Genomic DNA, 13,191 nt, shown 5'->3' on the forward strand with positions numbered 1-13,191 from the left:
TAACTGGTCTTGTTAATTCGTATTGTTCTTTAGCGCCGGATTGACTCCAGATGTGTCATACCAAATCCTTCTGCATATTTGAGCCCGTAGCCGAGCGCTCTGTCGAGGCCGATATGGGCAGCCCATACCAATCCGACGGCCAACGCCACAGGCGCATGACCAGCCATACCCCAAGCGATCAAAGCGAGCGGTGGGATGTACCAGTGGGCCGCGTTGTAAAGCGCGGCCCCCACCTTTTTCCCGGCTAGGTAGCCGACCATTGACAGGTCGGGGGCCAAGATCAGGACGGCAAACAACCACCAACTGGCATCCAGTTTGGCGTACCAAGCGGTGGCGACAACGAGTACCCCAAGCCCCTCAAGGCGAAGAAGCACCTTTGGTATTCCAGTGACGAAACCAGTCATAACCCTATCTCCAACTGTTATGTCGGAGTGATAACATCGACGATGGACATACAAAATTGACTAAATTCTACTATCGGCTATTCAAAAATGAATATCTCGGTCTTTGAGACGCTTTGATGATGCCTCTGACTGACCTTTTGATCCGCCGCAAGAAAAAAAGCCGCCGCAATGCCAAGGCAGCCAAACGCCTGGTGCGCAAGCTGCTGAAGGGCCAAAGCCGTGCGCCACGCGTGATGGGTACCGACAAGCTTAACATGATCAGTCTCGATAGTCCGGCGCCTCCCGGTCAAGCACGCGTCGAATACTTGCCAGATGCATGCGCGCACTTTCCGGATCCCCTTCGCGCATCTGCCGCGCCGCTTCGGCAGCAACATGGGGCAAAACCGGCAGCAGTTTGCGGCCCGACCCCATTGCTTTCAGCTGAACTTCGGCAGCACGTTCGAGATAGTAGAGATCATCCCATGCTTCGGCGATATTGGGCGCACAGACCATGACACCATGGTTCTTCATAAACAGGATATCCTTGTCGCCGAGCACCGCTGCGATCCTGTCGCCTTCGCTTTCGTCCAGCGCCAGACCGTTGTAATTCTCATCCACCGCAACACGGCCATAGAACTTGAGCGCGGTTTGCCCTGCCCAGACCAGCGGTTCGCCTTCCACCATGCTGAGCGCCGTTGCATTCGGCATATGGGTATGAAAGGCAGCCCCCACCCGAGGGGCCATCTTGTGAAGGCGGGCATGGATGTAGAAAGCGGTCGCTTCCGGCACGCCGTCGCCGGCGACCACATTGCCCTCGAAATCGCAGATCAGCAGTGATGAAGCCGTTGCCTCCTGGAAGGCCCAGCCAAGACGGTTGACGATAAAGAGATCGGGGTGGCCGGGAACGACGGCCGAGAAATGGTTGCAGATCCCCTCTTCCAACCCCAGCCGCGCCGCCATCCGCAGACAGGCAGCCAGATCAACCCGTGCCTGCCATATCTCATCGGTCTCCAGCGAGACATTGCGGCGAACAGCGGCATTTGCCTTTGAGACATTCAGTTCGTGAGCCATGGTTATCTCCACCTCCTTAAGTTATATCCAGCCCGCTGCGGCAAGGACGGCAGGCACCCTGCCGAGGGTCGGCACGATTTCGTTCGGGTGGTAGTCAGCGAGCGGCTTGCGGCCTGTTCCGCGATCGACCCAGACCGTACGAAAGCCGAGTTCGCGCGCCGCCGCAAGGTCGAGATGCGGGCTGGCGCAGATATGCACCAAATCCTCCATACCGATGCCCAGGGTTTTCCAGGCATGATGGAAGATCTGCCGGGATGGCTTGTAGGCCCCGGCCTGCTCAGCCGTGATGACGCGGTCGATAAAGCCACCAAGTTGGGCGACATTGCCGGCAATGATCGCGTCGTCTGTATTCGAGATAATCGCAAGGCGGAAACCCGCGGCCTTCAGCTTTTCCAACGTTGCTACGATTTCTGGAAACGGCGGCATCTTGCCGATCGAGGATGTCAGGATCCCGGCATCCGCAGGCGTGAACGGGAGGTCGAATTCAACCATGGCCCGCTCCAGGGCAAGGGCACTGACCGCGGCAAAAGTTCGGTGAGGACGCTCCTCTTCCAGCGCATGTTCATAGCGGTCATAGACCGTAATGAAAGCCTTGTGATCGATATCGCGACCTTTCGGGGATAATATCCGGTCCACCGCTGCAAGCAGCCCTTCGTCCCATTGGATGAGGGTTCCGTAGCAATCAAAGGTCAACCATGTTGGTCTGGCTCCAGGCAGTGTCATCTCTCGTCTCCTTCGGTTTCCCGAGGTTGACAAAAGCTGAACCAATTGAGAAATTAAATCTCATCATCATCTTCATCGAGAAATCAAATGAGCCTGGGCTTCGATCTGGATCTCTTGAGAACCTTCGCTGCAGTTGTCGACTGTAGCGGCTTTACCAAAGCGGCCGAACGGGTGCATCTGACACAATCGACGGTGAGCCAGCAGATCAAGAAGCTGGAGGTGAATTTGGGCACCTCGCTGCTACGTCGGGATAAATCGACCGGAACCGTTGAAACCACGGAAGCCGGCGAGTTGCTGCTGAGCTATGCCCGTAGAATACTCGCCATGGCAGATGAGGCTGCCGAGGTGATGCGAAAACCTCTGGCACCGCGAACCGTTCGCCTCGGCGTACCGGAGGATTTTGCCGGGCGGCGCCTCATTGATCTGCTGTGGGGATTTTCGACCGCATCGCCACATATCAGGCTCGACACAGTTAGCGGTTGGAGCATTGAGCTTCGTCGCCTGCTTGATATGGGCGAGATCGACCTCGCGCTGATCAAGCGCGAGCCCGGAGATGGGGCTTGTCTCGCGAGCTGGAAAGAAGAACTGATATGGGTGGAGAGCGCCGCCCGTTCTGTCGAAGCGGATCCAGTGCCACTCGCGGTGTTTCCCGTCGGCTGCATCTATCGGGATCGTGCCATCCGAGCGATGGAGCACAGCGGTCGTCGCTGGCGGATCGCCTACACCAGCCAAGGTTTGATGGGGGTGCAAGCAGCCGTCGCTTCCGGTCTTGGAATCAGTCTCCTGCCTTCCGATGCCATACTTCCTGAACACCGAAAACTCGGGCCCACGGATGGGTTCGACGATCAGCCCCCGTCTGAGATGGCACTGGTGAAAGGACGGGCGAGCCTCTCGACAGAAGCCCAGTCCGTCGGGAAATTTCTTGCGAATATCTTGTGATAGTGGTGTCCATTCGACCGCTGCTCGCGTGCCGTTCGCAGCCAAGGAGCCCGCGCAAGTGGCGGACGTACCCGAAGTTTACCCGCAAGCCCGGAGGCACGCGATCCGGCGAGGAAACCACCGAGGTGATATTGACGAAAGGGAATTCCATTTCGATGTCAGTCGATGTCGCAGGCCAAGAGCGAGGCGCACACAACTGCAAGGCGCGTACGGTGATTATCGGCCGCCTTGAACCAATTTGAACAGCGGCCCCCCTTTTTCTGGATTGCAGGCGATGCCTGCCTACGTTAAGCAGAAATGAGGCGTAGATTTTATCACCAACTGGTGCTATTTTAGATGCTTCAATAAGGGATTCGACTATTGCGATCTACTATCAATCTTGATGACGCACTCATGGATAGGGCGAAATCATTGACCGGGACCAAGGAAACCGCGGCGGTCGTTCGCCAAGCATTGGAGACGCTTGTTCGTGTAGAGTCCGGAAAACGCCTCATCGCGCTCGGAGGAACCATGCCGGACGCCGAGGCACCTCCGCGCCGCCGGAGCGCGACAGTTAAGTGATACTAGCTGACACTTCGATCTGGATTGATCATTTCCGATCTGCTGACGCGGAGTTGCGCAGGATTATTGAAGATGATCGACTGCTCTGCCATCCGTGCGTGATCGGCGAGCTGGCTCTTGGCAGCCTCCGGGATCGCAGTGACGTGATAGCTTTCCTGTCGGCCCAGCGCGGTGCAGTCGTCGCAACACATGACGAAATCATGATAATGATCGATCGACATGGTATTTTCAGTATGGGCATTGGCTACACGGATGCTCACTTGCTGGCGTCCGTTCTTCTTGACCACAAAGTGTCCTTATGGACCAAAGACAAGCGTCTGCGGGCAGCAGCGAAAAAGGCACAAGCCTCACTGCATATCCCGGTCAACGCGCCTCACTAATGCTGAAGCCATAGGTCTAGTGCTTCAGATAGGTTTTGCGAACCCCTGCTCTTGATGAGACCAGAACCGATGATCCCGCGATTGAAATTTCAATATCAGTCCTAATTAAAGAAGCGATATCAGCGCTTTACGACCTTCCAAATAGGTAATGGAACTTATGGAACTCTTGCTCTCCGGAGATCTACCATGGTGCCATCACCCGCATTTCACATCGCTCATCGGAACAGAAACGAATTCCAAATTCACGCAGGCGTCAAACTTTATGGGGCACTGTAAAGTTATCGGTCTCGGGTTAAAGTGCGGCACGAGGTCTGTGATCAAGCGACCTACAGATGGGCGATCTCGCTCCACATCTGCATCGCGGCCGCTCGCAGCTCGCGACAATGGGCAGAAGGAGTGTCTTGGCGCGGGATATGAAACAGGTTGGCAAAATCCGGATCATGGATGGAGACGAAGCGTTGTAGATGTCGCTGCGACTTGAAGCGCTTCATGATCCGCTCTCGTCGCCGGATCGGCTGATGGGAATTCTCCGCCCGATTGTTCTGCCCTTTGTGAGAACGGTGCTCGACGCCGGGCATGATCTCCCGCTTCGCCGCGTCATAGGATCGAAGCTTATCGGTGATCATGACGCGCGGGGTAGAACCTTGCCCTTTCAGAAGCTTGCGCATCAAACGCTTTGCAGCCTTGGCATTACGGCGGCTTTGGATCAGAACGTCGAGGACGAAACCATCCTGATCCACGGCGCGCCAGAGCCAGTGTTTCTTTCCCCGAATGGTGATGACCACCTCGTCGAGGTACCATTTGTCACCGAGCCTACCGGCTGATCGCTTGCAGATATCATTGGCGAAGCACCTGCCAAATTTCTCGGCCCACAGTCCTACGGTTTGGTGAGAGACGATGACACCACGGGCTGCCAGCATATCCTCGCCATGCGCAGGCTGAGCGGAAACCGGTGACGACGATAGAGAGGATCACGTGCAGATCTGGTCATGCCGCCAGATCCCACATTTTGAGCGATGCTCGAATAACGTTACGGTGCCGCCCGGATTACTTGGCCGCAGCCTTGCCGAGCGGCTCCATACCGCTGCCGCGGATGACGGCGGCGTTGGCGGGATCGGCGAGGAAGTCGATCAACGCGCGGGCGGCTGCTACGTGATGGGATCCTTCAACCACGCCCGCCGAGAAGACGGTGATCTTCTGCAGGTCGCCGGGCACCTGACCGATGAGCTTGATGCCCGTGATCGGCTTCAGCTCGGACACCTGCTGAAAGCCAATCTCATATTCGCCCGACGCCACGACCGAACCGACCGGCACAGCCGGGATCATCTTGGCCTTGCCGGCCATTTCGGCCTTGATGCCCAGCTTGTCGAACATTTCCTTTTCGATATAGACGCCGGAGGCACTGTCCGAATAGGCGACGGATTTGGCACCGAGAAGCGCTGTCTTCAGCGCTTCGGGCGTGCTGACGTCAGGAGCCGGCGCGCCTTCCTTGACGACAATGCCAATGCCGGACTGGGCCAGCGGCATGCGCGTATCGGCAATGACCTTTTTGTCTGCAATCAGGTTGTCGAGCGCCTCGCCAACCATGATCAGGACGTCGATATCTTCATTGCGGGCCAAGCGCTGCGGCACAGCATTCTTGGTCGTGCCCATCGACGGGCCCCATTGGGAGACGACCTTGTTGCCGGTCCGTTTCTCGAATTCCGGAATGAGTTCCTTGTAGGCGGCAGCGAAACCACCCGAGGAAACGACGTTGATCGTATCGGCAAATGCACTGGGGGCGACAACCAAAAAGAAGGCGGCGAAGGCCGCTGCGATGCGTTTCATCCCAAAAACTCCTCTTTGTTGGGATTGAATTTCAATGAAAGAGACTGAGTGAAGAGAGCGGGACAGAAAATGGCGCCGTCCCGCGTCGTCTGTCATGCCTTGGCGGTGATGGCGCTGGCCCGCGCGCCGTCCGTCACCTTGCGGTAGACCAGAAGCGTCGCCACCAGACCGCAACCGCCTGCAAAGGCGAGCCAGTAGCCTGGAGCTGCCTTGTCGCCGGTCTCCTGGATGAGCCAGGTGGCGATGGCTGGCGTAAAGCCGCCGAAGATCGCCGTCGCCAGTGAATAGGCAAGCGAGAAGCCCGCTGTCCGCACGATCGGCGGCACGATCTCCGTCAGGGCAACCACCATAGCGCCATTATAGCTGGCATAGAGGAAGCTGAGCCAGAGTTCGGCGATCAGCATGCGCTCGAAGCTCGGTGCGGCGACGAGCCAGGCGATGGCCGGGTAGGCTGTCACGAGCGAGAGCGCCGAAAAGACCACGAGTACGGGCTTACGGCCGATGCGGTCAGAAACAGCGCCCATGACCGGCAGCCAGAAGAAGTTCGACAGGGCAACGCAGAACGTCACGAGAAGACTGTCGGTCTCCGAAAGCTTCAGGACGCTCTTACCGAAGGTCGGCGTATAAACGGTGATGGCATAGAACGAGACCGTCGTCATGACGACCATCAGCATGCCGAGCAGAACGATGCCCCAGTTGGTGGCCAGCGTCTGGTAGAGCTGCGTCATTGTCGGGCGATGTTGACGGGCGGCGAATTCCTGCGTTTCTTCGAGTGAGCGCCGGATATAGAACAGGAACGGTACGATGCCGCAGCCGATGAAGAAGGGTATGCGCCAGCCCCATTCCGACATCATGCTCGGTGGCATCAGGGAGTTCAGCGCATAGCCGAGGACGGCCGCGACCATGATGGCAACCTGCTGGCTGCCCGACTGCCATGAGACATAGAAGCCTTTTTTGCCGGGCGTCGACATCTCCGCCAGATAGACTGAGACGCCGCCGAGTTCCACACCCGCGGAAAAGCCTTGCAACAGGCGGCCGATTAGAACGAGAAGCGGTGCGAAGAGACCGATCGTCTGGACGCCGGGCACGAAGGCAATGAGCACAGTGCCGAGCGCCATGATGCTGAGCGTGACGATGAGGCCCTGGCGGCGGCCGATCTTGTCGACATAGGCCCCGAGAAAGATCGCTCCGAGCGGTCGCATCAGAAAGCCCGCGCCGAAGGTCATGAAGGTCAGCATCAGCGATGCAACTTCATTGTTCGACGGGAAGAAGGTCTTGGAAATGTTGCTGGCATAGATGCCGACGAGGAAAAAGTCGAACATTTCAAGGAAATTGCCGCTTGTTACGCGCAATACGGTGCCAACGCGGGATGAGCGTGTACTTACTGTCATGGTTGTCTCTCCCTATGCATGAGACCTACCCAGCTTGGGGTCCTCCGGTCTCCATGCGAACGGTCGCGCGTCAGTCGTGTTAGCCCACGCCGCTTATCGACGGCAGGCCGCGACATGCCGCTTTACCAAACTCATTTCCAACCGCTTACATCGGATTTCCTGTCACCATCCTGTCACGCCGCCGGAGCGGCACGAAATTGTCTTGTCGCGGACCCATCCTCCGTGCTTGATCTAGGCCGAAGCAAATCGTGACCAGGGAGGAAGGCATGCGGGTCCTCATTGTGGAGGATGACCCGTCGTTGGCGCGCGGGATCGTGGCGGCCCTTGTGGCCGCCGGCTATGCGGTTGATCGTGTCGACAATGGCCGCGACGGTCTCTCTGCAGCCCTTGAGGAAGACTATGCGCTCGTCGTGCTCGACCTCGGCTTGCCCGAAATGGATGGGCTCACGGTTCTGAAAGCGTTGCGGCAGGCCGGTTCGACAACGCCGGTGATGATCCTGACCGCGCGCGATGCCATTCCCGACAGGGTCGCCGGGCTCGATGTGGGAGCCGACGACTATCTGACCAAGCCCTTCGCGCTCGAGGAATTCGAGGCCCGCGTGCGCTCGCTCGTCCGGCGCGGCCAGAACCAACCCAGCCCGATGTTGACCGTAGGCTCTCTATCGATTGATCGTAACTCAAGCACGGTAACGCTGGCCGGACGCACGCTTTTTCTGCGCCCAAGAGAATATTCAGTCCTGGTGCTTCTTCTCAGCCGAGCAGGTCAGGTTGTGCAAAAGGAGCGGCTCGCTTCGGCGATTTCGAATTTCGACGATGCGCTCACGCCCAATGCCGTGGAATTGCATCTCGGCCGCCTGCGAAAGAAGCTTGAGCCACATGGCCCCAATATTCGCACAATCCGTGGGGTCGGCTATATCCTCGAGGTCGAGTGAAATGGACGCGAGCGCCGCGCCGTCCATCCGTCGGCGCCTTTTGCAAAATATGGTGTTGCCGGTCGCTGTGTTGGCGATCGTCTTCGGCATCGGCGGCGCATTTCTCATCCATAGCGTCGTGAGCCTGACCCAGGATCGCCTGCTCGATGCGGCGCTCGTCTCTATCATCGATCGGGCAACGGCACGGGGGCCGGCGCATCTCGACAACACGGTGGCGCAGGGCGCCATCGAGATCCTGGGCGGCGAGACAGATGACACATTTGCCTTTTGCATATCCGACGATGCCGGCTTTCAGCGAGGCGACCGAGAGCTCTGTGCGCTGGACACGCGCCCCGCGCCCCTCGGCCGGATCACGCATGTGCCGGCCGATCTAAGTGACAACCAGGTGCGGATCGCGATGACGAGCCGCACCATCGAGGGCTTTGCGCGTCCGCTCACCTTCAGGATGGCGGAGACGCTTAATAGCCGGCTCAATATGGAAGCGCGGATGCTCGTCGTCCTCGTGTTTTTTGAAGCCGTTCTCCTGAGTGCTGCCGCCATTCTCTCCTATCTGGCCATCCTGCGCGGGCTTCTGCCGCTCACCGAGATCAGTCAGGAGCTTCTGGGACGGGCGCCACCGGGCGCCATCCCCTTTGCCCGCATCGATACCGCACGGGTGCCGGAAGAGGCCGTCGATCTCGTCTCGGCGATCAACACGTTGATGGAGCGGCTGGATGAAACGATCGCCGGCGTGCGCGATTTTACCGCCGATGCCTCTCATCAGTTGCGCTCGCCGCTGGGCGGTATCAAGCTGCATCTTGAGCTTCTGGAGCGGCAGGCGGTGGGCCAGGACAATCTTCTGGCAACGCTCGGCGAAGCGCAGAACGGTGTGACGCGCCTGCAACGCACGCTTCAGCAGTTGATCGTGCTGGCGCGAGTCGATGCGAAGAGCGGCGCGGTCGATCTCGATCAGCGCGTCGATCTCGCCCGCCTTGCCGCCGACGTCCTGGCCGAGCACGTCCCCAAGGCTCTGAACCGCAATGTCGACATCGTGCTCGATGCGCCGGACGACCCCATCAACGTCACGGGCAATCCGCTGCTTCTCAGGGAAATCATCGCCAACCTTGTCGATAACGCGATTGCACACAGTGCCGAAGGCGGTTGCGTAACGGTGCGCGTGATGCTGGACGCGACGACCGGGACAATCGCGGTTGAGGATGAAGGGCCGGGTATTCCCGAGGAGGAGCGTAGTCGTGTCTTTCAACGCTTCTACCAGATCGCCCGTGGCGACGCGAAGCCGGGTTCGGGGCTCGGTCTTGCGATCGCGCGCCGTATTGCCGATCTCCATGGCGGCTTGATCACTCTCGGCGAGACCGCTTCGGGCCACGGCTTGAGCGCCCGGCTCAGCCTGCGCCTCTTTCAATCGAAGTCGCTGGACTAGGAACGCGAGCCAGTGCTGTGAGGACCGGCGCGCGTCGGCCCTGCAGACAGATATCAGATGCTATTAGCTTGATTCCGGGACGGACGCATTTCCAACATCGACGTGGCGAAAGAAGTTGGGCTGTCTCCTTCGCCATGCTTGCGCCGAGTCCAGTTCCTGGAAGAGGGGTTAGAACAGGAGCTGCCCTCGCTTGCGATAATCGGCATGGGGCTGTGCATAAACTTTCCGCTTCTTCTCGCCCTCCAGGGTCCCTCAGCGATGATGCCTGCACTATGTCCGATTAAGGCATTCCGAAACGATAGTTTCTAGGACCGCGTTAGCCCTCAGAGCATACTACCCCAACCCATGCAGTTGATGGATTGTGAACCTTCACTCCGTTAGAAAAGATCTAACGTTATCAGTTACTTGCGTTCCACATCCCATCGAACGGCGCAAATTTATCCACCTTTTTCGAGAACTTGCATAGTGCTCGTCGCCGACCAAGTGTAGATGAAGAATACCTTCACCTATCTGTCAGGTCTCCCGTGGATCAGCTACTTGCTATTCGAACATTTGTCCGCGTCGCCGAAGCCGGCTCCTTCGCCAGGGCGGCTGACACGTTGAACCTGCCCCGGTCCTCCGCCAGCAAGCTCGTGCAGGATCTCGAGGCGCATCTAGGAACAAAGCTCGTAGAGCGCACGACGCGATCAGTCACGATGACCACCGAGGGCGTCGCCTATCACGAGCGCGCGCTCAAGCTCCTCGCCGATCTCGATGACATGGACGGCACTGTCGCTGGTTCGCGTAGCGCGCCTAAGGGAAAGCTGCGCGTCGACATTGGCTCGGTGCTTGCAAATCAAATCCTCATACCTGCGCTCTCCGATTTTCAGCACCAGTACCCTTATATCGACCTTATGCTCGGCGTCGGCGATCGCCCCGCCGACCTCATCAGCGAGGGGATCGATTGCGTCGTTCGCGGCGGAGCCCTCGGTGACTCGTCGATGAAGGCGCGGAAGCTGTGCGAACTGGACTACGTGATTTGCGCGTCGCCCGCCTATCTGGATGGCATGGAGTTGCCGGAGCGGCCTGGTGATATCGAGAAGCATCGGATCGTCAGTTATTTCTCAGCGTCATCGGGAAAGCGGTTTCCATTGCGCTTTCAGCGCGGCGAAGAGCGAAGCGAGTATCTCCCAACCTCCAGCGGCATTTCTGTCAACGAGAGCACCGCGCACCTGAACGCGCTGCTCGCAGGACTGGGGATCGGCCAAAGTTTCGGTTTCCTGGCACGGCCTCATTTCGAGAGTGGGGCGCTGGTCGAACTGCTGCCCGACTGGAAGCCGGACAATCATCCCCTGCACCTCGTCTATCCCGCTGATCGATTTCCAAACCCGCGGCTGCGCGCCTTCACGGAATGGGCGGCAAAGGTATTCGAAGCCGTCGACGCGCGACGCAATGTGACGATGCAGACCATCCATCCACATGGATAATGTCTCTACCCTGAGCGGCTTCTCACCGACGATCTGACGAACTAATTTCTCTTCATCGGACGGCGACGAGGCCAACGGCCAACGCCACCTCCCGAACAGTTTTAGATTTTCAACAGGCCGCGCATTCGGGCTGAACCCTTCTGCGCGCCCAGCATCAGGAGAATAAAATGACCAACAGGCTTGAAAACAAGATCGCCGTCGTCACCGGGGCAACCAGCGGCATCGGCCTCTCGACCGCCAAGCTCTTTGCCGCCGAAGGCGCACGCGTCTACATCACCGGCCGCCGCAAGGATGCGCTCGACAAGGCAGTGGCCGAGATCGGCCGTGGCGCGGTCGGCGTCCAGGCCGATTCCTCCAGCAACGATGATCTCGACAAGCTGTTCGCCCAGGTGAAGGCGGAACAGGGACGCCTTGACGCCCTCGTCGTCAACGCCGGCGGCGGCACCATGCTGCCGCTCGGTCAGATCACCGAGGAGCAGATCGACGACACCTTCGGCCGCAACGTGAAGGCCGTCATCTTTACGGTTCAGAAAGCGCTACCGCTGCTCAGCAAGGGCTCGTCGGTCGTGCTGACCGGCTCGACCGCCGGCACTGAAGGTACGGCTGCCTTCTCTGTCTACTCCGCTTCCAAGGCCGCCGTCCGCAACCTGGCCCGCTCCTGGGCGCTTGACCTGAAGGGCACCGGCATCCGCGTCAACGTCGTCTCGCCCGGCGCAACACGCACCCCCGGCCTCGTCGAGCTTGCCGGTGACGACAAGGAACAGCAGCAGGGCCTGCTCGACTATCTCGCCTCGCGCATCCCGCTCGGCCGCGTCGGCGAATCCGAGGAGATCGCCAAGGCGACCCTGTTCCTGGCTTCCGACGATGCGAGCTTCGTCAACGGCGCCGAGCTCTTCGCCGACGGCGGCCAGGCCCAAGTCTAACTCCCGCAGCGGGAGCGGCCAACAGCCGCTCCCATTCTCATTCTCAAGGAGAGCCCGCGATGCGTGCCGCAGTCTATTTCAAGCATGGGAAGCCTGAGGACGTTCTTCAGGCTGTCGAAGTCGAAGATCCCAAGCATCCCGAGCACAACGAAGTGCTGATCCGGGTGTTGCTTCGGCCGGTCCACCACGGCGACCTTCTCGGTATATCGGGACGCTACCAGCCGGGAGCGGTGGTTCCGAAAGAGGGTGTGCGTGTCGGCTTCGAGGGCTATGGCATCGTCGAGGAAGCAGGTGATGGCGTCGACCTGAAGCCGGGCACCCGCGTCGCCTTTTTTCCCGGCAAGGGCGCGTGGAGCGAGAAGGCCATCGTCTCGGCCGAATACGTCACCGAAATCCCCGATGACGTATCTGATGAAGCCGCAGCGCAGCTTCACGTCAATCCGCTGACGGCGGCGCTCCTTCTGCGCGCCGTCGAAACATCCGGCGCGAAGCCGGGCCGCGACGTACTCGTTCTCACCGCCGCCGGATCCGCGGTCGCCAGACTCCTGATCGGACTGCTTCTCGATCGTGGCTTCGACGTGGTCGGCGTCGTCCGGCGGGAAGCCGGCGTGAACGAACTCAACGTGGTGTTCCCGGATCTGCCTGTTGTCTCGACCGACAAGCCCGGCTGGCAGGAGAATGTCATATCTGCGGCGGACGGTCATCCGATCGGGGTCGTGCTCGACCCTGTTGGCGGCGAGACTGCCAGTGCGGCCGCCGGGCTGCTCGCTCAAGGTGGCAGCCTTGTATCCTATGGCGATCTGTCCGGGCAGCCGATCTCGGTCTCCGCACTTTACTTTTCGACGCGCGACATCCGGATATCGGGCGTGACCGTTGGGCGGTGGGCAAGCCTACCAGTCAAAATCCGCAAAGCCGATCTCAAGCTGGCGATAGAACTGGCCGCGGGCAAACCGGAGCTTTTCCCGGTCGAGAAGACATTCGATCTGGCAGACGTCGGCAAGGCGGCGGCGCTCGTCGAAATGCCTGGCAAGACTGGGACGGTCCTGCTTTCCTCCTACTAGCAAGCTGCCCCGTTGCGGCACGAGAGCCGAAATCTGGAACAAGAACATCCAGGCGGAGCAAATCCAGACATCGGCGCTCGCTACGCGCAGGTCTAATCTTGATCCGATATTTCA

General features: G+C 59.3%; 14 protein-coding genes and 1 pseudogene. 9 read left to right on the forward strand and 6 right to left on the reverse strand.

Features of this window, described 5'->3' with window-relative positions; genetic code table 11:
* Nucleotides 1–29 precede the first annotated feature (29 nt).
* The 3 genes from FHT28_RS21165 to FHT28_RS21175 form a co-directional block, all read right to left on the reverse strand.
* A complete protein-coding gene (locus FHT28_RS21165; protein ID WP_047563033.1) occupies nucleotides 30–404 on the reverse strand; it encodes a DUF4260 domain-containing protein in 375 nt (124 codons plus the stop codon).
* Nucleotides 405–662: 258 nt separating this feature from the next.
* On the reverse strand, nucleotides 663–1,454 hold the full coding sequence (locus tag FHT28_RS21170; RefSeq protein WP_037200126.1) for an aldolase: 792 nt from the start codon (nucleotides 1,452–1,454) through the stop codon (nucleotides 663–665).
* 21 nt (nucleotides 1,455–1,475) lie between these two features.
* Nucleotides 1,476–2,177: a haloacid dehalogenase type II gene (locus FHT28_RS21175; protein WP_113102797.1), complete on the reverse strand. Its 702-nt coding sequence runs from the start codon at nucleotides 2,175–2,177 to the stop codon at nucleotides 1,476–1,478.
* 87 nt (nucleotides 2,178–2,264) lie between these two features.
* Between FHT28_RS21175 and FHT28_RS21180 the strand changes: the two genes are divergently transcribed.
* The 3 genes from FHT28_RS21180 to FHT28_RS21190 all read left to right on the forward strand — a co-directional run bounded on the left by FHT28_RS21180 (nucleotide 2,265) and on the right by FHT28_RS21190 (nucleotide 4,057).
* A complete protein-coding gene (locus FHT28_RS21180; protein ID WP_168597258.1) occupies nucleotides 2,265–3,116 on the forward strand; it encodes a LysR substrate-binding domain-containing protein in 852 nt (283 codons plus the stop codon).
* Between the two features lie 360 nt (nucleotides 3,117–3,476).
* Nucleotides 3,477–3,677, forward strand: coding sequence for a type II toxin-antitoxin system VapB family antitoxin (locus tag FHT28_RS21185; protein WP_037200130.1), 201 nt, complete (start codon nucleotides 3,477–3,479; stop codon nucleotides 3,675–3,677).
* Complete coding sequence (locus FHT28_RS21190; protein WP_081938848.1) at nucleotides 3,674–4,057, forward strand: type II toxin-antitoxin system VapC family toxin; 384 nt, start codon at nucleotides 3,674–3,676, stop codon at nucleotides 4,055–4,057. The genes FHT28_RS21185 and FHT28_RS21190 overlap by 4 nt, the downstream gene beginning before the upstream one ends.
* Before the next feature lie 326 nt (nucleotides 4,058–4,383).
* Here FHT28_RS21190 and FHT28_RS21195 read toward each other — a convergent pair.
* The 3 genes and pseudogenes from FHT28_RS21195 to FHT28_RS21205 form a co-directional block, all read right to left on the reverse strand.
* Nucleotides 4,384–5,048 (reverse strand): annotated as a pseudogene (locus FHT28_RS21195) (IS6 family transposase).
* A gap of 56 nt (nucleotides 5,049–5,104) precedes the next feature.
* Entirely contained in the window at nucleotides 5,105–5,884 is a 780-nt protein-coding gene (locus FHT28_RS21200) for a substrate-binding domain-containing protein (RefSeq protein ID WP_052224476.1), read from the reverse strand.
* A 92-nt stretch (nucleotides 5,885–5,976) separates the two neighbouring features.
* Nucleotides 5,977–7,275, reverse strand: a complete 1,299-nt coding sequence (locus tag FHT28_RS21205; RefSeq protein ID WP_047563027.1) for an MFS transporter — start codon at nucleotides 7,273–7,275, stop codon at nucleotides 5,977–5,979.
* A 266-nt stretch (nucleotides 7,276–7,541) separates the two neighbouring features.
* Between FHT28_RS21205 and FHT28_RS21210 the strand changes: the two genes are divergently transcribed.
* From FHT28_RS21210 to FHT28_RS21235, 6 genes are all read left to right on the forward strand, one after another.
* Entirely contained in the window at nucleotides 7,542–8,207 is a 666-nt protein-coding gene (locus FHT28_RS21210) for a response regulator (protein WP_168597259.1), read from the forward strand.
* A 1-nt stretch (nucleotide 8,208) separates the two neighbouring features.
* Nucleotides 8,209–9,627 (forward strand): ATP-binding protein, encoded by a 1,419-nt coding sequence (locus FHT28_RS21215; protein WP_168597260.1) that lies wholly within the window; start codon nucleotides 8,209–8,211, stop codon nucleotides 9,625–9,627.
* 87 nt (nucleotides 9,628–9,714) lie between these two features.
* On the forward strand, nucleotides 9,715–9,936 hold the full coding sequence (locus FHT28_RS21220; RefSeq protein WP_168600991.1) for a winged helix-turn-helix transcriptional regulator: 222 nt from the start codon (nucleotides 9,715–9,717) through the stop codon (nucleotides 9,934–9,936).
* A gap of 215 nt (nucleotides 9,937–10,151) precedes the next feature.
* A complete protein-coding gene (locus FHT28_RS21225) occupies nucleotides 10,152–11,093 on the forward strand; it encodes a LysR family transcriptional regulator (protein WP_047641416.1) in 942 nt (313 codons plus the stop codon).
* A gap of 167 nt (nucleotides 11,094–11,260) precedes the next feature.
* Nucleotides 11,261–12,016 carry an SDR family oxidoreductase gene (locus FHT28_RS21230; protein WP_047641417.1) on the forward strand — a complete coding sequence of 252 codons (756 nt, stop codon included), beginning with the start codon at nucleotides 11,261–11,263 and terminating at the stop codon, nucleotides 12,014–12,016.
* 59 nt (nucleotides 12,017–12,075) lie between these two features.
* Nucleotides 12,076–13,077 carry a zinc-binding dehydrogenase gene (locus FHT28_RS21235; protein WP_168597261.1) on the forward strand — a complete coding sequence of 334 codons (1,002 nt, stop codon included), beginning with the start codon at nucleotides 12,076–12,078 and terminating at the stop codon, nucleotides 13,075–13,077.
* Nucleotides 13,078–13,191 lie beyond the last annotated feature (114 nt).

The sequence above is a fragment of the Rhizobium sp. SG570 genome, from assembly GCF_012275345.1.
GTDB classification, from domain to species: Bacteria; Pseudomonadota; Alphaproteobacteria; order Rhizobiales; family Rhizobiaceae; genus Rhizobium; species Rhizobium lusitanum.

Bases quoted from the DNA above. Each gene is read 5' to 3' on its own strand.
- FHT28_RS21165 (WP_047563033.1), bottom strand. From the start codon at position 404: ATGACTGGTTTCGTCACTGGAATACCAAAGGTGCTTCTTCGCCTTGAG.
- FHT28_RS21205 (WP_047563027.1), bottom strand. From the start codon at position 7,275: ATGACAGTAAGTACACGCTCATCCCGCGTTGGCACCGTATTGCGCGTA.
- FHT28_RS21215 (WP_168597260.1), top strand. From the start codon at position 8,209: ATGGACGCGAGCGCCGCGCCGTCCATCCGTCGGCGCCTTTTGCAAAAT.
- FHT28_RS21235 (WP_168597261.1), top strand. From the start codon at position 12,076: ATGCGTGCCGCAGTCTATTTCAAGCATGGGAAGCCTGAGGACGTTCTT.
- FHT28_RS21180 (WP_168597258.1), top strand. From the start codon at position 2,265: ATGAGCCTGGGCTTCGATCTGGATCTCTTGAGAACCTTCGCTGCAGTT.
- FHT28_RS21210 (WP_168597259.1), top strand. From the start codon at position 7,542: ATGCGGGTCCTCATTGTGGAGGATGACCCGTCGTTGGCGCGCGGGATC.
- FHT28_RS21230 (WP_047641417.1), top strand. From the start codon at position 11,261: ATGACCAACAGGCTTGAAAACAAGATCGCCGTCGTCACCGGGGCAACC.
- FHT28_RS21200 (WP_052224476.1), bottom strand. From the start codon at position 5,884: ATGAAACGCATCGCAGCGGCCTTCGCCGCCTTCTTTTTGGTTGTCGCC.
- FHT28_RS21170 (WP_037200126.1), bottom strand. From the start codon at position 1,454: ATGGCTCACGAACTGAATGTCTCAAAGGCAAATGCCGCTGTTCGCCGC.
- FHT28_RS21175 (WP_113102797.1), bottom strand. From the start codon at position 2,177: ATGACACTGCCTGGAGCCAGACCAACATGGTTGACCTTTGATTGCTAC.